The organism is Stenotrophomonas rhizophila, from assembly GCF_003651185.1.
GTDB lineage: Bacteria > Pseudomonadota > Gammaproteobacteria > Xanthomonadales > Xanthomonadaceae > Stenotrophomonas > Stenotrophomonas maltophilia_Z.
Genome location: NZ_RCDC01000006.1, coordinates 56,111 through 74,561 on the forward strand (window position 1 = coordinate 56,111; position 18,451 = coordinate 74,561).

The following is an 18,451-nucleotide window of genomic DNA, read 5'->3' on the forward strand; positions in this document are numbered from 1 at the left end:
AAGGAGCCGGCCAGCGGCCGGCACTACCCGGAAACAGAACGTCCCGGCAGGTACCGACCGTCGGTCGGTACCGTGCATCCTCAGGCTTTCATCGTTCCGGTATCCAGCCACCGCTGGTGCCACGACAGCGCTTCGGGCAGCAGATGCGGGGTGTGCTTGCCATAGCTCTCGCGGCTGGCGCGGTCGAAGTAATCGTTCAACTGATCGCGGAAATCCGGATGCGCGCAGTTGTCGATCACCACCCGCGCGCGCTTGCGCGGGGTCAGCCCGCGCAGATCGGCTAGGCCCTGTTCGGTGACGATCACCGACACATCGTGTTCGGTGTGATCCACGTGGCTGACCATCGGCACGATCGCCGAGATGCTGCCGTTCTTCGCCGTCGAAGGACTCAGGAACGCGGACAGGAAGCCGTTGCGCGCGAAGTCACCCGAGCCGCCGATGCCGTTCATGATCCGGCTGCCCATCACGTGGGTCGAGTTGACGTTGCCGTACAGGTCGGCCTCGATCATGCCGTTCATGCCGATGCAGCCCAGGCGGCGCACCAGCTCCGGATGGTTCGAGATCTCCTGCGTGCGCATGATGATGCGCTCGCGGTAGAAATCGATGTGTTCCTTGAAGGTCTCGTTCGCCTGCGGGCTCAGCGCGAAGCCGGTGCACGAGGCGTAACTCAGCACGCCATCGCGCAGCAGATCGAGCATGCCGTCCTGGATCACCTCGGTGAACGCGCTCAGATCGCGGAAGCCGCTCTTGGCCAGCCCGGCCAGCACCGCGTTGGGGATGTTGCCCACGCCGCTCTGCAGCGGCAGCAGATTGGCCGGCAGGCGGCCCTTGGCCACTTCGTGCTTGAGGAATTCGATCAGGTATTGCGCGATCTGCTCGCTGGTGGTGTCGATCGGGCTGAACGGACTGTTGCGGTCCGGGCCGTTGGTACGCACCACGGCGACGATCTTGTCCGGGTCGCAGCGCAGCGCGGTCTCACCGATGCGGTCGTTGGCGTGCACCAGCGGGATCGGCTTGCGGTGCGGCGGCAGCGCGGTGCCGTAGTAGATGTCATGCATGCCGTCCACGCCGGCCGGCTGCCATTCGTTGACCTCGACGATCACCTTCTTGGCCAGGTCCAGCCAGGTCTTGTTGTTGCCGACCGAGGTGGAGGGCACCAGCGAGCCGTCCTCGCGGATCGCCGAGACCTCGATCACCGCAGTATCGATATCGCCATAGAAGCCGAACCACACGTGCTGGGCGACATGGCTGAGGTGGATATCGATGTAATCCAGCTTGCCCTCGTTGATGCGGTTGCGCGCATCCGGGTCGCTCTGGAAGGGCATGCGCATCGCGATGCCATCGGCCTTGGCCAGCGCGCCATCCAGCTCCGGCGCGGTCGAGGCGCCGGTCATCAGGCTGATCTGGAAGGGCAGGCCCTGGGCGTGCACCGCTTCGATGCGCTGCGCCAGCGCGACCGGCACCGCCTTGGGATAACCTGAACCGGTAAAGCCGCTCATGGCGACGGTTTCACCCGGCTGGATCAGGGCGGCGGCGGCTTCAGCGGAGACAACGCGGTCACGCAGACGCGCGTTTGCAATGCGATCGACAGACATGACGACAACGTTTTTGGGGGGATCGCCATTATCGGCGATCCATGCAGCGGGAGGGGTTCTACCTTGGTGGGATGGCGTTTTCACATCGGCGCCTCCCTGTTCAGGTTTGCCGCCTACTTCTGTACCCGCAAGTATTGTTTTGCAGTGCAGCGTGCAAGTTCGTCGCCGACCCTAGAAGATCGACCTGCATCCCGACGTGGGGGAGGGAGCAGAGCCCGCTGGCAGTTCGCTGCAAGCGGGCTTTTTTATGCTCGCCGTTCGGGCAAAGGCACGCCGCTCCGCTCCGCCCGATGCCTCGCTACGCGTCCGTTGGTTCCCGCGCGTCACCGGCATGGCGCCTGGCCGGGAAACACCACGCCGCGATGCCACATAATCCCCTCATGCCGATTTCCGACCTCGCCGCGCCCGCGCGCGTCCCCGACGCCCTTGTTCCCCTGGTTGATCGCGCCCTGGCGCGTCTGGCCCTGTCGCTGACCGATGGCGGCCACTGGCCGCCTCCGGCACCCGTACTGGCGACCCTGCACGCGCTGGCCGTCACCAGCGATTTCGCCATCGACACCCTGTGCCGCCAGCCGGCGCTGTTGTCGCATCTCACCCAGGAAGGCTGCCCACCGCTGCCCCTGCCGGAACTGGACCCGCTGCAGCCCAGCGAATGGCAGCAGCGCCTGCGCCGCTACCGCACCGCCGCCTCCACCCGCCTGATCTGGCGCGACCTGACCGGGCAGGATGACGTGCCTGCCACGCTTGCCGGTGCCACCCGCCTGGCGGAGGAGTGCCTGCAGCTCGCGCTCTCCGCGCTGGAGCAGGAATTCACCGGCCGCCATGGCGTGGTCCGTGCGGCGGACGGCAGCGCGCAGCAGCTGGTCGTGTTCGGGCTGGGCAAGTTGGGCGGTGGGGAACTCAATTTCAGTTCGGACGTGGATCTGGTCTACGCCTACCCGCAGGGCGGCGAATCCGATGGCGCGCGCCCGCTCGCCGCCGAGGAATACTTCGCACGCCTTGGCCAGCGCCTCGCGCGGTTGCTCGATGACACCACCGTGGATGGCTTCAGCCACCGCGTCGATCTGCGCCTGCGCCCCTTCGGCAATGCCGGGCGCGTGGCGCTGTCGTTCGCCGGCATGGACCAGTACTTCCAGCGCGAAGGCCGTGACTGGGAGCGCTATGCCTGGCTGAAGGCGCGTGCCGTCGCCGGGGATATCGCCGCCGGCGAAGCGTGGCTGCAGACCCTGCGCCCGTTCGTCTACCGCCGCTATCTGGATTTCACCGCGCTCGATGGCCTGCGCGAAATGAAGGCCGCGATCACCGCCGAGGTCTCGCGCCGCGAGATGCACGATGACATCAAGCGCGGCCCCGGCGGCATCCGCGAAATCGAGTTCCTCGCGCAGGCGCTGCAGCTGATCCGCGGGGGCCGCGAAGCGCCGCTGCGCGAGCGTCGCCTGCTGCATGCGCTGCCCGCGCTGGTCGCCGCCGGCCAGATGGCCGAACAGGACGGCGCCGACCTGCTGCATGCCTACGGTTTCCTGCGTCGCCTGGAAAACCGCCTGCAGATGCTGCGCGATGCACAGACGCATGCACTGCCCACCGACACCACTGACCGCCTGCGCATCGCCAGCGGACTCGGTTACGACGACTGGGACGCGCTGGTTGCCGCGCTGGATGTGCAGCGCGAGCGCGTCAGCACCGAGTTCGCCGCGCTGCTCGCACCGCGCCGGGGCCAGGCCGCGCCGGATGCACTGGCCAGCTACTGGCGTGGCCTGCCCGACAACGGCAGCGCCGAGGTGCTGGCCGAGGCCGGCTTCTTCGATGCCGGCAGCGCCGATCAATCCCTGCGCGACTTCGCGCAGAGCTCCGGGGTGAAGTCCTTGTCCGATGCCGCGCGTGCGCGCCTGGACCGCGTGCTGCCGGCGCTGCTGCACGCCGCCACGCGCTCACCGCAGCCGGATGCCGCGCTCAAGCGCGTACTCGGCCTGCTGCAGGCGGTCCTGCGCCGGACCAGTTATCTCGCCCTGCTCGACGAACAGCCCAGCGCATTGGCGCGCCTGGTCGATGTACTTGCACGCAGCGCATTGCTGGCCGAGCGCCTGGCGGCGTATCCGCTGCTGCTCGATGAACTGCTGGACGTGCGCGTCTCCGGCCCGATGCCGGACGCCGCGGGCATGCAGGCCGAGTGCGCTGTCGCGCTGACCATCGATGATCCCGAAGCCGCGCTGCGGCTGCTCAACGAGATCCGGCTGGCGCTGAGCTTCCGCATGGCGATGGCCACGCTGGATGGTCGCCAGCGCGCCGTCGACACCACCCGGCAACTGGCCGAACTCGCGCAGGCGGTGGTCGTCACGGTACTCGCGCTGGTGCAGGCCGACATGCAGCGCCAGCACGGTGGCATTCCCGGCGGGCGTTTCGCCATCATCGGCTACGGCAGTCTGGGCGGGTTGGAGCTGGGCTTCGGCTCGGATCTGGATCTGGTCTTCCTGCACGATCACCCGGCCGATCAGGACAGCAGCGACGGTCCACGCCCGCTGGACCCCGGCCGCTGGTATGCGCGCCTGGCGCAGAAGGTGATGGCGATGCTCGGCGCGGTCACCGCCGCCGGCCGCCTGTACGACATCGACGTGCGGCTGCGCCCGGATGGCGGCAAAGGCGCGCTGGTGTCCTCGCTGGCCAGCTATACCGAATACCAGCGCGAACGCGCCTGGACCTGGGAGCACCAGGCACTGGTGCGTGCCCGTGCCATCGCCGGCGATGACTCGCTGTTGGCCGACTTCGAACGGGTGCGCGCGCAGACGCTGGCGCGCCCGCGCGACAACACCGTGCTCTACACCGATGTGCTGAAGATGCGGGCGCGCATGCGTGCCGAACTGGACCGCAGCGATGCCGCACGGCTCGATCTCAAGCAGGGCGCAGGTGGCATTGTCGATCTCGAATTCCTGCTGCAGACCGGCGTGCTCGACAGCGCCGGCACACATCCGCAGGCGGTGCTGCCGCGGGATACCCCCAGCCTGATCGATGTACTCGCCGACATCGCCTGGCTGCCCGGCGGCACCCGCGATGGTCTGCACGAGGCGCACGCAGCGCTGCTGGATGTGGGCCTGGCCTGCACGCTGGACCGCCGCCCGCGCCTGGCGCCACCGACCCCTGCATTGGAGGCGGCGCGCGCGATGATCACCGCCGCAAGCGATGCGGCGGGGTTGCCGTTCCAACAACGGATCGATGTCGTCAGCTGACGGCGGTTTGCACCGTCATCGACCTCGCACCGCTCTGGCACCGGTAGTGCCGGCCGCTGGCCGGCTCCCATGAACTCTGCTGAGCCGGCCAGCGGCCGGCACTACCCATCGTGATGCCCGACCGATAGCGATACCCGGCCGAGAGCGATGCCCGACCCAGGGTGATACCCGACCGCCAGCGCTACACCGGACGATCGGCGCCCGATGTCACACCGCGCGCGGTGCCATCTTCCACAGCAACGCGCGGAACGGCGCCAGCAGGAACACGCCGATCGTCAGCTTCACCGCCAGATCGCCCAGCGCCCAGCTCACCCACGGCAGGCTGGAACCGGCGAAGGCGATGCTCCAGAAAATCGTCGTATCCAGCGTCGCGCTGCAGGTCGTTGCGACCATCGGCGCGCGCCACCAGTGCCCGCGGCGCAGCCGGTCGAACACGGTGATGTCCAGCAGCTGCGCGGCGATGAAGGCCAGGCACGAGGCCACCGCGATCCGCGGCGTGGCGATCCAGATCGACAGCAGTACCGCCAACGCGAACCCGGCCCAGGCCACCCGCCGCGCCGCCGCCGGGCCGAAGCGGCGATTGATCAGGTTGCTGACCAGGAATGCCACCGGGTAGCTGAAGGCACCCCAGGTCAGCCAGTCATTGATCGGGTACTGCACCAGCACGTTCGAGCCCAGCACCACCGCGCCCATGGCCAGCACCGCCAGCAGCAGCGAGCGCGGGGTCAACGGGGCAAAGGCAATGGCAGGACGCGCGGACATGGCGAGCCGGGGAAGTCGGGGGAAGCGGCGGATTATCCGGGCTTGGCCGGCCCAGGGCCAGCCCGGACCGGTTCAGTCAGAAGCGTTCGCTCATGCTGGTGGCCGCCGCATCCTGGGTCGGCAGGAACGCCAGCGCGGCGCCTTTGGCATCGGCCACCATCCAGCCCGCGCCGGCCGGGGTCGGCGTGAACGCCAGCACATCGCCCACCTTCACCCCTGCCGCCGGGTTGTCGGCACGCGCCGGCCAGGCCACCACGGCCGGTGCATCCGGGGCCTGCGGGTTCTTCAGCGCCACCTGGTAGCTGCCGTCGGGCTGGTGCGCCACGCGCTCCACGGTGAGCGGCGGTAGCGGGCCGGCCTTCTGCCGCTTCGCGGCCCGGGCGGTCAGGTTGTGCGGCATGGAGGCGTCATGCAGTTCGCTGACCCCCAACGCACTGAGCCAGACCGGTGCGGTGATCACCGCCAGGCTCACCACCGAGGTGGTGAGGACGCTGCTGGTGACCGGCGAGGCATTGCTGAGGTTCTGGGCGCTGACCGGCAGGCTGGTCGCGAGCAAGGCCAGCGCCAGCAGTGGCGCAACGGCAGGACGGGATATCCGGTTCATTCAATAGCTCCGCGAGACGGTGGACAGCAAGGGGTTACCAACGTGCACTCGGCTGCGCCGCCGCCGCATCGATGGGCAGGAAGGCCAAGGCCGTGCCTTCGGCCGTGGTCACGGTCCAGCCGGCGCCGCCCTGGGTGGGCGTCAGCGCCAGTACGTCGCCCACCGCCACCGCGGCTGCCGGGTTGTCCTCGCGCGCGGGCCAGGCAATCACGGCCAGGTCGTCCGGTGCCTGCGGATTCTGCAGGGCCATCTCGATGCCGCCTTCTGGCGTGTGCTCCACCTTCTCCACGGTGAGCGGCGGCAGCGGCCCGGCTTTGCCACGTGCGTCCTTGGCCGCGCGGCTGCGTCGGGCCGAAGCGTCGCTGGCCTTGCTCAGGCCGGCCGAGACCAGCCACACCGGTGCGGTCACCACCACCACGCTCACCACCGAGGTGACGATGACGCTGCTGGTCACCGGGTGATTGATGCCCACCACCTGCGCGGGCGCGGGCAGGCTGGCCGCGCACACGGCAATGGCCAGCAGCGGTGCAACGACTCTGCGCGAAACACGTGTCATCGAAGATCCTTCTGATGTCTCAACTTGGGTCCGCAGTATGCCCGCTGGCGGGCTGCCCGCTGCTGACTCACGGTTTGGGGGCGGTAATGCCTTTCACCGGTACATGCGGCACGGCCAGCTCCTGCTGCAGGCTGCTGCGCAGTTGCAGGAAATCAAAGATCGATTCCACCGTCACCACCGAGTAATTGCCGGAAATGCGCTCGCTGGCCGGGTGGTCGGTAACGGCCGCATTGGGCACGAAGAAGCGCGCGCCGAGCCGCTTGGCCACGCCGATGTGCAGCGTGCTGGGCGTATACATGTGCCGCTGCAGCCATTGCTGCGCCTGGGTGCGGTTGACAATCAGGGTGCGCTCTTCCACCTGCGCCATCGCCGCGCCCAGTACTTCCAGGATCCACTGGTTGGAATTCTGGTACTCGGTGCGGAACGGATACGCCACCACGCTGTAGCGCGCTTCATGCAGCGCCTTGGCCTGGATCGCCGGCTGGGTGAGCATCGCCTTGAGTGCATCGCGCAGCGCAGGCGTCGGCACGCCGATGCGCAGGTCGGTATGGCTGGAGGTCTCGCCGATGAAGGTGGCGACCCCTTCGCGGAACAGGTGCGACTCAGCGGTCTTGCACGGATTGAGCAGGTGCACCGCGCGCCACTGCCCATCGTCTTCGCGCAGCAGGAAGGCCAGATGGCTGTGGCGGAGGCCGTACTTGCTCAGGTCCTGGCCACCGCGGGCGATCAGCACCACGTCCACGCCATCGAGTGCATCCAATGCGTCGGTGGTGGCCAGGGCCACATCGAACATGGAGGCCAACGCAGCCGGTGTGGGATAGCGTTCGGTGCACTGCGGTTCGGCGTGTGCGGTCAGCGCAGCGCCCAGCAATACACCACACAGCAGAACGGGGTGCAGGCGCTTGATCAGTGCAGCGAAGGGTACATCCATGTCACACAGTCTCCGGCGGCACCGGCCGCGGCCGCATCATAACGCTGTGCGATGCCGTCAGGCCTGAATCTCCAACCGCGCGCGTACGTCCTCGGCAACGCGCGTGGTCTCGCGCAGCGGCTCGATGCGGCCCTGCGTCTGCCAGTCCAGCCAGCGCGCCTGCAACCGGCCACGGTCGCGCAGCGCGTGCTGGAAGTGCGCCAGCCGTCCCTGCGCCTGGTCGGCCAGGGCCACGGCGACCGGCATGCGCGTGGCGCACGCTTCAGAGAGCAGGTTCACCGAATCCGGCGAGACCACCACGCGGTTGGCCCAGCCGAGCAGCCCGGCATACGGGTTCACGCCGTCGCCGCCATCGCCCCAGATCACATTCGGCACATCGGCAAACGCACTGCGCAGCGCCCCGACCAGGGCCGGTGGGGTACGTCGCGAGGTCGTGGCCAGCAGGCTGCCGCCTTCCTCGCGCAGCTGGGAGGCGAGCTGTTGGAACACCTGCACCATGTCCGGCTCATGCCACGGGGCATGCGGGGTAGGGCCACCGACCAGCAGCGCGGTGCGCGGGCCAGGCAGGGCGCTGAATGCTGCAAAGGCGGCACGGCCGCAGGCCAGCCAGTCATCGTTGACCGGATTCAGGCTGCCGAGCAGAGTGAGCACGTTGCTGCCGCGCAGCCGGTCATGCTCAGGCACCACCAGCAGGTCCCAGTGGCGCGGGCTGAGGCGGGGGTCGAGGATCTGGACGACCTTGGTGCCACGGCGGCGCAGTTCGCGCAGCGCACCGGCCGCCTGGCGGCCACAACCGACGGCCAGCTCAGGGGCGTCGGTGGCCAGGGCTGCGAAAGCGTCACCGTAGCCCTTGGCGGCACCGGGCAGCCACCGCGGGGCCAGCCAGCGCCAGGGCGCGCGCGGGGTGAGCACCAGCGGACGATGCGCCCCCAGCTTCAATGCCGTGGCCAGGGCCACCGCCTGCCGCACATTGCCGGCACGGCCGTCAGTGATCGTCCAGGGCGGACTCCATCGTTTCACGTATGGCATTAATTCGTTTCAGTCAGGCTGGGTGTTGCAACTGTCGCGACACTCTACACTGCCAGCCTTCGCCGATCGCGCGGTCGCCCTGCCACGGTAGCCGATGCGCGAACGATTCCCCTTGTTTCCGGAGGCTTCATGTCCCACGTCCTTGACGATGCTGCGCTCGATCAGTTGTTCCGTACCGCCCGCACCCAGAACGCCTTCCTTGATAAGCCGGTCGACGACAGCCAGCTGAAGGCGCTGTACGAGCTGCTGAAGTGGGGCCCGACCGCCGCCAACGGCAGCCCGGCGCGCTTCGTGTTCGTGAAATCCCCGGAAGCCAAGGCCAAGCTCGCCCCGGCCCTGTCCGAAGGCAACCACGACAAGACCCTGGCCGCCCCGGTCACGGTGATCGTCGCCTTCGACGAAGACTTCCACGAGAAGCTGCCGTTCCTGTTCCCGCACACCGATGCCAAGGCGTGGTTCGACGGCCCGCGTGAAGGCCGCACCGAAGGCGCGTTCCGCAATGGCAGCCTGCAGGGCGCCTACCTGATCCTGGCCGCCCGCGCGCTGGGTCTGGATGCCGGCCCGATGTCCGGCTTCGACAACGCCAAGGTCGACGAAGCCTTCTTCAAGGGCACCGCGATCAAGTCGAATTTCCTCGTCAACCTGGGGTACGGTGACGCCTCGGGCCTGTTCCCGCGGCTGCCTCGCCTGTCCTTCGACGAAGCCGCCCGCATCGCATAAGCGTTACCGCCGGATCGTGGCCCGTCCGTGCGGATGGGCTGCATGAATTTTTTTCTTTTCCCTTCGATTACGAGAGAGACCTGACATGACCGTGACCCGCAAACTGCTGCTGCCGCTCGCCCTGACCCTGGCCATCGCCGCCTGCTCCAAGCCGGCCGACGAAGCCGCTGCCCCGGCTGCTGACGCGCCGGCCGCCACCGAAACCGCCGCCCCGGCTGCGGACGCCGCGGCTGCCGCCCCGGCCGCCGAGGCCATCCAGATCGCCTCGGGCACCTACAAGCTCGACCCGACCCACACCGACGTGCTGGTCCAGTGGAGCCACTTCGGCTTCTCGCACCCGACCGCGCATTTCGGCAGCGCCGAAGGCACCCTGGTGTATGACGCCGCTGACGTGACCAAGTCCACCGTGGAAGTGAAGCTGCCGCTGACCGGCCTGAACAGCTTCACCGCCAAGTTCGACGAGCACCTGAAGAGCGCCGATTTCTTCGACGCCGCCAAGTTCCCGGCCGCCACCTTCAAGAGCACCAAGGTTGAGGCCAACGGCACCAACAAGCTGACCGTGACCGGCGATCTGACCATCAAGGACATCACCAAGCCGGTGACCCTGGATGTCACCATCAATGGCGGCGGCGAGCACCCGATGGCCAAGGTGCCGGCGGCGGGCTTCGATGCCACCACCACCATCAAGCGCAGCGACTTCGGCGTCGGCGCGTACGCCCCGAACGTCAGCGATGAAGTGAACATCCGCATCACCACCGAGGCCACTGGCGAGAAGCCGGCTGCCTGAGTTTCTCCTCACTCGTCGTGAGAAGGCAGAAAGCCCGCCAATTGGCGGGCTTTCTTTATAGGGCGAGCCGGCCAGCGGCCGGCACTACCGTACCTGATCAACCCGCCGCCACCTGCGCGCTCACCTTGCCCAGCCACAGCGTGGTGAAATCGGTCGGCGTGCGCCGTGCCGGCGCGGTCAAGCCGCTCTCACGCAGGAACGCATGGGTGGCCTGCGCGAACGCCTGGCGGGCCAGCAGCGCGGCCTGCTTCACCGAGGCCTGCTGCTTGCGCAGCTGCACGATCTGCAGGCTCGGCTTACCGGGCATCGCGTACTTCTGGTAACGGCGCAGGTCATCGGCGACCAGGTCGATATCGATGTTCGCCTGCACCAGCGCCGCCTGCGCGCGGGCCAGCGGCACCAGGGCGGTGCGCAGCGGGGCGATGTTCTCGCCCACGGAAGGCGCCAGCGCCGCCAGGGCGGCATCCAGCGCGGGATCGGCCCGCTCGGCGCGGTCGATCAGATCGGTCAGTGCCGAAAGAGGAGAGACTTGCATGAAAGGCACCGGCACAAAACGCGATTGTCGCATTCGCGGCCGGTGCCCGTCGCGGGCTCAGTCGTCGTGGTGCTCGCTGCCGTGGGCCTTCCAGTAGCCGGTCGAGCGGATCCAGTCCTTGGGCACACCCAGGTGACCCTCGATGTACTTGCGCATCATCCGGGCCCGGCGCGATTCGGCCGCGATCCAGTAGAAGGTGTCGCCGTCCGGTTCCTCGAAATCGGTCAGCACGTCCTCCAGCAGGGTGCTGCTGGCGGCGTCGAAGCCGTTGCGCTCCAGCCACGAGATGCGGATGCGGTCGTCCTCCGGCAGTTCCTGGCGGTCGCCGGATTCGGGGATCTCGATGTAAACATCGGCATTCGCGCCGTCCGGCAGCGTCTCCAGCCAGCGGCCGATCGCCGGCAGCGCGGTTTCATCGCCGATCAGCACGTAGGTATCGAAGTCATCGGCGGTCATGTGCGAGCCACGCGGTCCGCCCACGGCGATCGCATCGCCCGGCTGCGCGTTGGCGGCCCAGGTCGAGGCCAGGCCGTCACCGTGCATGACGAAATCCAGCGCCAGCTCGTGGGTCTCCAGATCCCACCAGCGCGGGGTGTAATCGCGCGAGGGGGAGGGCGTCTCCCCGTCCGGGTAGCGCGGGCCTTCCGGGGTCATCGTCGGGACCACGAACTGGCCCTCGGCGTTGGGGAAGAACAGCTTGACGTGGTCATCCGGCGAGGGCGAATCGAAGCCTTCCAGCGCCTCGCCCCCGACGATCACCCGGCGCATGCACGGGCTGATCTCTTCGGTGCGCAGCACCTGCAGCGGGCGGAACTTCACGGTATGACGGAGCAGTCGGTTTTCATGCAGAGCCATGGGAATACCTGGATCAGTGCCGCAGCGCGGCGTTGAGAGAGAAGGACCTGGCGGGCGGTGGCTGGCTGGGTCTGAAAGGAAGAAGGGAGGTCAGCGGCCCTGCGCACGGATCCGCGCGGCGGCCTCGCGCAGCGCCTCGGCGACGGCCGCGGCGTTGTCGTCCTGCCAGCGGCCGTGGCACAGGCCCAGCGCGTGCTTGAGCTCGCGCAACGCATCGCGCACGGGTGGCGGCAGGTTGGCCTTGGTGATCGTGCGCGCGCTGTCGCGCACCCGGTGCACCGCGGCATCGACCTCGTCGCGCTGTGCCTCCAGCTCGGCCTGGCCCAGCGCGCTGAGCGCGTAACGCTTGCGCCCACCGTCCTCGACTGCGCCCACCCAGCCAGCCGCCTCGAACTGCGCCAGCACCGGGTAGATCGAGCCGGCGCTGGGCGTGTAGACCCGCACGAACATGTCACTGATCAGCTGGATCAGCTCATAGCCGTGGCGCGGCTGGTCGGCGAGCAGGGACAGCACCAGCAGGCGCAGGTCGCCACGGCTGAGGGGCCGGGCGGTCAGCGGCCGGGCAGGGCGGTCGAGGTCGCGCGGAGAGGTCATTTCGATATATCGAATGCAGTGGCGGAACGATATATCGAAAACTCCGGTTCGGCCAGCATCTGCGCGCGCATGGCAGGGATGCGTTCAGGTCTATTTCTCCTGTGACGGTGCGTGCTTGTGGTGGAACACTGCACCCGGTTGCCGCCTCCCAAGAGCACCGATGATCCACGCCGATGGGCGCTCCAACGCCGTCGCTTCGCGCACGTTCCGCGCCAATCGCCTGCGCCGCAGCGGCTGCGCTGTCCATCGGTGTCCTGCTGACGCGCCGGTGTCATCGCCACCGGGCAGGCTGAAATGCAGCGTGGAACCTTCCGGCGCGGCCCTCGCGCTGTCGCCTGCTGTCCTTCCGGACACGCCGGGATGGTTCCATACGCAACCGTAGCGAAGTAAGCAAACCCCTTGGTGCGCTACACTTTGCGGCTAGAAATCTAAAACAGTCGCGCGCGTGCGTGCGGTCATGGGAGCGCAAATGAACTGGTTGAACGAGGTGCTGAACAACGACCCGAATCCTGTGGAAACCCAGGAATGGATCGAGTCGCTGAAGGCCGTAATTGATGTCGAGGGCCCCGAGCGCGCGCATCAGCTGTTGGAAGGCATGGTGGAACTGACCCGTCGTTCGGGTGCTTACCTGCCGTTCTCTCCCACCACCGAGTACGTGAACACCATCGCGCCGACCCTGGAGGCCAAGAGCCCGGGCAACGCCGAACTGGAATGGCGCATTCGTTCCATCATCCGCTGGAACGCGATGGCGACCGTCGTGCGCGCCAACCGCAAGCCGGGCGACCTGGGCGGCCACATCGCCTCCTTCGCCTCCGGCGCCACGCTGTATGACGTGGGCTTCAACCACTTCTGGCGCGCCCCGAGCGAAGACCACCCGGGCGACCTGCTCTTCATCCAGGGCCACAGTGCCCCGGGCATCTATGCGCGTTCCTTCCTGGAAGGCCGCATCGACGAAGCCCAGCTGGACAAGTTCCGCATGGAAGTCGACGGCGGTGGCCTCTCCAGCTACCCGCATCCGTGGCTGATGCCCGATTACTGGCAGACCCCGACCGTCTCGATGGGCCTGGGCCCGCTCGCCGCGATCTACCAGGCGCAGTTCCTGCGTTACCTGGAAAACCGTGGCCTGATCGAGAAGTCCGACCGCAAGGTGTGGTGCTTCATCGGCGACGGCGAGAGCGATGAGCCGGAAACCCTCGGCGCGATCGCGCTGGCCGGCCGCGAAGGCCTGGACAACTTGATCTTCGTGGTCAACTGCAACCTGCAGCGCCTGGACGGCCCGGTGCGTGGCAATGGCAAGATCATCCAGGAACTGGAAGGGGTATTCCGTGGTGGCGGCTGGAATGTCATCAAGCTGCTGTGGGGCGGTTACTGGGATGCCCTGCTGGCCAAGGACACCAATGGCGTCCTGCGCAAGCTGATGATGGAAACCGTCGACGGCGAATACCAGAACTGCAAGGCCTTCGGTGGCGCGTATACCCGCGAGCATTTCTTCGGCAAGTACCCGGAAACCGCTGCGATGGTCGCCGGCCTGTCCGACGACGACATCTGGCGCCTCAACCGTGGTGGCCACGATCCGCACAAGGTGTACGCCGCCTACCACCAGGCCGTGAACACCAAGGGCATGCCGACCGTGATCCTGGCCAAGACGGTCAAGGGCTACGGCATGGGCAGCGCGGGTGAAGCACTCAACCCGACCCACCAGACCAAGAAGCTGGACGACGATGCCGTCCGCCACTTCCGCGACCGCTTCAACATCCCGGTGACCGATGCGCAGCTGGCCGATGGCCAGGTGCCGTTCTACCACCCGGGCCCGGATTCGCCGGAAGTGAAGTACCTGCAGGAACGCCGCGCCGCCCTGGGTGGCTACCTGCCGCAGCGCCGCCGTAAGGCGACCAAGAGCTTCAACGCACCGAAGCTGGAAAGCTACGAGCGCCTGCTCAAGAGCAGCGGCGAGCGCAGCTACTCCACCACCATGGCCTTCGTGCAGAGCCTCAACATCACCCTGCGCGACAAGGAACTGGGCCCGCACATCGTGCCGATCGTGGCCGACGAAGCCCGTACCTTCGGCATGGAAGGCCTGTTCCGCCAGATCGGCATCTACGCCCCGTTCGGCCAGAAGTACAAGCCGGTCGATGCGGACCAGCTGATGTTCTACCGCGAAGACCAGAGCGGCCAGGTGCTGCAGCAGGGCATCAGCGAGCCGGGCGCGATCAGCTCCTGGATGGCCGCCGGTACCAGCTACTCGGTCAGCAACGTGCCGATGCTGCCGTTCTACATCTACTACTCGATGTTCGGCTTCCAGCGCGTGGGCGACATCGCCTGGCAGGCTGCGGACATGCGTACCCGTGGCTTCCTGCTCGGCGGCACCGCCGGCCGCACCACGCTGAACGGTGAAGGCCTGCAGCACGAAGATGGCTTCAGCCATATCGTCGCCGGTGGCATCCCGAACGTGCGCAGCTATGACCCGACCTTCGGCTTCGAAGTGACGGTGATCCTGCAGCACGGCACCAAGGCCATGATGGAAGATCAGATTGATGAGTACTACTACATCACCCTGATGAACGAAAACTACACCCACCCGGAAATGCCGGAAGGCGCGGCCGACGGCATCGTCAAGGGCATGTACCTGCTCACCGACGCCGGCAAGCCGAAGAAGGGTGAGCTGCGCGTGCAGCTGCTGGGTTCGGGCACCATCCTGCGTGAAGCCATTGCTGCCGCCGAGCTGCTGGACAAGGACTTCGGCGTCACCGCCGATATCTGGAGCTGCCCGAGCATCAACGAACTGCGTCGCGATGGTTTCGATGCCGAGCGCTACAACCGCTTCCACCCGGAAGCCGAACCGCGCAAGGCCTACGTGACCGAGCTGCTGGAAGGCCGCCAGGGCCCGGCGATTGCCGCGACCGACTATGTGCGTGCGTATGCGGACCAGATCCGCGCGTTCGTGCCGATGTCGTACACGGTGCTGGGTACGGATGGCTTTGGTCGTTCGGATACCCGTGCGAACCTGCGTCGCTTCTTCGAGGTTGACCGGTACTACATCGCGCATGCCGCGATTGCGGCGCTGGCGAAGGAAGGGAAGATGACGGGTAAGGATGTGGCCCGGGCGATCAAGCAGTACAAGATTGATCCTGAGAAGGCTAACCCTGTAGGGGTTTGAAGTCGAAGCCCCCTCATCGAGGGGGCTTTTTTTTGGACAATAGATAGGGATGTTAAATGGCCAAGAAAGTTACATTGGATGCCATGATTCAGCGTGCGGACTTTGCTGTGGCAGATGAGAACTTTGAGCTCGAGCTAATTAGGGATTTTCCGCTGGCCAATCTCGCGCCTGGCTCACACATCTTGCGCATGTTGCGAAAGCCAGATTTTCAGCGGGAAACGAATCAGTGGACCCCGGATCAGCTATCAACTTTCATCGCCAGCTTCCTGGACAACGAGGTTATTCCATCTCTAATTCTATGGAAGTCGCCGACTTACATATTTGTTATTGATGGCGGTCATAGACTGAGTGCGCTCAGGGCGTGGGTTGAAGACGACTACGGTGACGGGGCGATCTCCTATGAATTTTATAAGGGTGAAATCTCTGCAGAGCAACGCGCGGTCGCAAGGCGAACGCGAGCGCTAGTTGAGAAGGAGGTTGGCAGATATACGTCGCTAGCAGGTTTAGTTGGTCAGCCCAATGTAGGGGAAGAGAGGTCTAAAATCCGCGCTGGACGCCTTGCCACCCGGCCCCTTAATCTTCAATGGGTGCAAGGGAGCGCGGAGACTGCGGAAACCTCTTTCTTTAAGATTAACTCCCAAGGCACCCCTCTCGATGACATCGAAGAGTTGCTCATTAGGCATAGGAGGAAGCCCACTGCTATTGCCGCGCGGGCAGTGCTGCGGGCTGGCACGGGCCATCAGTACTGGTCCGGCTTCGAGGAAAAGGTGAGGAGTAAAATTGAATCCGCGGCCGAGGAGCTTTACAAGCTTCTTTTTCAGCCTGAAGCCGTTCCTCCAATTAGAACGTTGGAGGTGCCGTTTGGAGGATCCGTTTCTCCGGTTGACGCACACGCACTATTGATTGACTACCTTTCCATCACTGGTAGTCCCAGCTCCACTCCGGACCCTATAGATGCCCAAACTGAGGATTTGGTGGGGAACAAGGTCGTGGACATCCTTCGGCGTGCCAAAGATGTGACAAGTCGCATCACAGGGAATAGCGCGGGAAGTCTTGGGGTGCACCCTGCAGTTTATTTTTACAACGAGAAGGGGCGTTACAACAGATTTCTGTTCCTAGGCTTCGCGACTGTGATTTCGGCCGCAGTAAAAAACTCAAACGGAGAGTTTTTTAAGCGATTTACTGAAGCTAGAAGCGGTGTGGAAGCATTTCTTATCGAAAACAAGAATACCTTGGGCTTGATTCTGCAGAATACCAATAAGAATCAGCGAATCGTTAGGATGCAAAAGCTCTTTAATTTTCTCGTCCAATATTATTACCTTAACAAAGGGATTCCCGCCCTTAATATTGTCATGGAGCATATTCAGGTTCGAGGTCGAATGTTGGATCTCGGTGATCAGGCTCAAGGCGCGTCATTCAGTGACGAAGTTAAGGTGCAGGTTTTTATTTCCGAGTCTCTGAAGTCTGCGCTGAAATGCCCGATTTGCTCTGGATACATGATGCCAACAAAATCCGTTTCCTTTGATCATAAGCGTCGTAAACGTGAGGGTGGAATGGGTAATTCAGCTAACGCGCAGATGACGCACCCGTACTGCAACACGGGGTATAAATCATGACCACAGCGAATGATGAGGTTGGGGGGAAATTATTGATTTTAGTGGAGGCTGATTCCGATCGGATAATTGTAGAGGATATACTGCGCGAAATCGCAAGCGTCGGTGATCGAGTTGGCGTGATCGCGTGTGGTGGAAAGCAGAAGGTTGCTGAACGGTTCGCATTCCTGAGAGAGCAGGGTCAGCGCGTGGCCGCATTGGTAGATGCCGATCAAGTTTCAGTAGCAGACTCGGTTGAGTTGGCGCGTATCCAGTTGAGAGCCGAGTGCGGGCCGGTATTTTGCGCGGTTCCGACTATCGAGGCCTGGCTCTTTGCGGATCCCCAGGTTCCCAAGATGTATGCGCGATCCAAGCTGGCGCGGCAGACCGCCGAGCGCCTCCCTCTACCCGACCTCATTCCGTATCCGAAATATGTTGCCCGTCAGATTTTCAAGGGAGGGGCGAGCGTCTACCCTGCGGGTATCGCCAGCGCGATTGACTTGACCGTGGCGGCTGGAAGAAGTCCCTCCTTTGCTGCATTTGTGGCTGGAATATTCGATGAGCTCGGAATTGAGTCGAAAATTAGAGAGAAATCCCTCTCGGCAAGTATAAGCCGCGACGCGATCTCATCGATCGTTCGAGAGCTTCCGGCTTCTTCACTTGTATGGAAGACAGTGGGTGGAAAGGCGCTGAACGCGGCAGATCTCGCTATCGAGATTTCCGAAGGCACCCCAATAGGAATGCAATACTCTACGGAGCTTCTCCGCGTCTCACGGGACCTGATTGCAAGGTCGGCACGAAAGAAATGAGTACCATCGTATTTGCTACCGAGCACGATGAGGCAACAGCCGCAAATGCTGCAGTTGCTCGCGGCCTTGTGTCGCTTTTGGATATCGCCCTGATCGGCAAGGACGCTACGCGGCACTCATTATTGACCGCGATGGATGACAATCGTGGATTGGCTGTGCTGTTGATGGCCCATGGTAGTAGGGAAGCGGTGTTTGAGAACTCTGCGAGCCATGCCTTCGCGGTTACCGATTGCGAAGATTTGCGAGGACGACGGGTGTTCGCATGGGCCTGCAACACTTCACTTGAACTTGGCGTAGCAGCGGCCGTGGCGGGCGCCACTTGGATCGGATATAGGTGCGCGGTCACTGCACCCAGCGACCATCCTTCTTTCCTTCCCGGATTCTGTAGTATTTTTGCCGAAATCAAGTCGCGCTTTCAATACGTACAGTGCGCAGAAAGCGCTGCTGATTTCATTGTCTGGCTCAAGGTGGAATGCGAGAAATTAATCGAGGTCTTCGACGAGGCGCTTCAGGGGTGTGACGAATTCAGTGCTCTCTCTTGCTGTGGTCAGCTTTGGCAGCAGGTCGATATACACCTGCCAGGTGTGGCAGCTCCAATAAGACATCCTCACGCTCCGAAACCGTATCTGATTTTTTGAGATTCTGGGATCATAGTCATTCGGAAGGTCTTCCCGTTAAGCGTTTCGATGAGATTAGCGACTGCT

Annotated in this window: 16 protein-coding genes; 7 read left to right on the forward strand and 9 right to left on the reverse strand. The window is 64.8% G+C overall.

The features are described 5' to 3' along the window. Positions 1–80 precede the first annotated feature (80 nt). Entirely contained in the window at positions 81–1,595 is a 1,515-nt protein-coding gene (locus tag BCL79_RS14470) for an acetyl-CoA hydrolase/transferase family protein (protein ID WP_070471520.1), read from the reverse strand. Positions 1,596–1,975: 380 nt separating this feature from the next. Between BCL79_RS14470 and glnE the strand changes: the two genes are divergently transcribed. Continuing rightward, complete coding sequence (gene glnE / locus BCL79_RS14475) at positions 1,976–4,816, forward strand: bifunctional [glutamate--ammonia ligase]-adenylyl-L-tyrosine phosphorylase/[glutamate--ammonia-ligase] adenylyltransferase (protein ID WP_121042315.1); 2,841 nt, start codon at positions 1,976–1,978, stop codon at positions 4,814–4,816. Positions 4,817–5,023: 207 nt separating this feature from the next. On the opposite strand, the gene BCL79_RS14480 is transcribed toward glnE, so the two are convergent. The 5 genes from BCL79_RS14480 to BCL79_RS14500 form a co-directional block, all read right to left on the reverse strand. Beyond that, the gene (locus tag BCL79_RS14480) at positions 5,024–5,578 is read right to left on the reverse strand and encodes a queuosine precursor transporter (RefSeq protein ID WP_046272868.1); all 555 of its coding nucleotides are present in this window, start codon (positions 5,576–5,578) and stop codon (positions 5,024–5,026) included. 76 nt (positions 5,579–5,654) lie between these two features. Next, positions 5,655–6,182, reverse strand: a complete 528-nt coding sequence (locus BCL79_RS14485) for a hypothetical protein (RefSeq protein WP_121042318.1) — start codon at positions 6,180–6,182, stop codon at positions 5,655–5,657. Between the two features lie 34 nt (positions 6,183–6,216). Continuing rightward, complete coding sequence (locus tag BCL79_RS14490) at positions 6,217–6,738, reverse strand: hypothetical protein (RefSeq protein WP_259462184.1); 522 nt, start codon at positions 6,736–6,738, stop codon at positions 6,217–6,219. A 67-nt stretch (positions 6,739–6,805) separates the two neighbouring features. Beyond that, positions 6,806–7,669, reverse strand: a complete 864-nt coding sequence (locus tag BCL79_RS14495) for a DUF2145 domain-containing protein (protein WP_121042320.1) — start codon at positions 7,667–7,669, stop codon at positions 6,806–6,808. A 57-nt stretch (positions 7,670–7,726) separates the two neighbouring features. Then, complete coding sequence (locus tag BCL79_RS14500; protein ID WP_121042321.1) at positions 7,727–8,698, reverse strand: mitochondrial fission ELM1 family protein; 972 nt, start codon at positions 8,696–8,698, stop codon at positions 7,727–7,729. 129 nt (positions 8,699–8,827) lie between these two features. Between BCL79_RS14500 and BCL79_RS14505 the strand changes: the two genes are divergently transcribed. After that, complete coding sequence (locus BCL79_RS14505) at positions 8,828–9,418, forward strand: malonic semialdehyde reductase (protein WP_088434587.1); 591 nt, start codon at positions 8,828–8,830, stop codon at positions 9,416–9,418. Between the two features lie 85 nt (positions 9,419–9,503). Next, complete coding sequence (locus BCL79_RS14510; RefSeq protein ID WP_121042323.1) at positions 9,504–10,205, forward strand: YceI family protein; 702 nt, start codon at positions 9,504–9,506, stop codon at positions 10,203–10,205. A gap of 97 nt (positions 10,206–10,302) precedes the next feature. Here the strand turns inward: BCL79_RS14510 and BCL79_RS14515 are convergent, their stop codons facing one another. The 3 genes from BCL79_RS14515 to BCL79_RS14525 all read right to left on the reverse strand — a co-directional run bounded on the left by BCL79_RS14515 (position 10,303) and on the right by BCL79_RS14525 (position 12,189). Then, positions 10,303–10,740, reverse strand: coding sequence for a hypothetical protein (locus tag BCL79_RS14515; RefSeq protein ID WP_121042325.1), 438 nt, complete (start codon positions 10,738–10,740; stop codon positions 10,303–10,305). Between the two features lie 57 nt (positions 10,741–10,797). Further along, positions 10,798–11,595 (reverse strand): siderophore-interacting protein, encoded by a 798-nt coding sequence (locus tag BCL79_RS14520; RefSeq protein ID WP_121042327.1) that lies wholly within the window; start codon positions 11,593–11,595, stop codon positions 10,798–10,800. A 90-nt stretch (positions 11,596–11,685) separates the two neighbouring features. Next, positions 11,686–12,189: a PadR family transcriptional regulator gene (locus tag BCL79_RS14525; protein WP_121042329.1), complete on the reverse strand. Its 504-nt coding sequence runs from the start codon at positions 12,187–12,189 to the stop codon at positions 11,686–11,688. A 469-nt stretch (positions 12,190–12,658) separates the two neighbouring features. On the opposite strand from BCL79_RS14525, the gene aceE reads away from it, so the two are divergent. Genes aceE through BCL79_RS20130 form a run of 4 tightly spaced genes read left to right on the forward strand, consistent with a single transcriptional unit; the run spans position 12,659 to position 18,385 of the window. After that, positions 12,659–15,346, forward strand: coding sequence for a pyruvate dehydrogenase (acetyl-transferring), homodimeric type (gene aceE / locus BCL79_RS14530; protein ID WP_088434592.1), 2,688 nt, complete (start codon positions 12,659–12,661; stop codon positions 15,344–15,346). A 56-nt stretch (positions 15,347–15,402) separates the two neighbouring features. Continuing rightward, entirely contained in the window at positions 15,403–16,962 is a 1,560-nt protein-coding gene (locus BCL79_RS14535; RefSeq protein WP_121042331.1) for a DUF262 domain-containing protein, read from the forward strand. After that, positions 16,959–17,747: a TOPRIM nucleotidyl transferase/hydrolase domain-containing protein gene (locus BCL79_RS20125; protein WP_147433908.1), complete on the forward strand. Its 789-nt coding sequence runs from the start codon at positions 16,959–16,961 to the stop codon at positions 17,745–17,747. Before BCL79_RS14535 ends, BCL79_RS20125 begins: the two co-directional genes overlap by 4 nt. Then, a complete protein-coding gene (locus BCL79_RS20130; protein ID WP_147433909.1) occupies positions 17,744–18,385 on the forward strand; it encodes a hypothetical protein in 642 nt (213 codons plus the stop codon). The genes BCL79_RS20125 and BCL79_RS20130 overlap by 4 nt, the downstream gene beginning before the upstream one ends. The last annotated feature ends 66 nt before the right edge of the window (positions 18,386–18,451 follow it).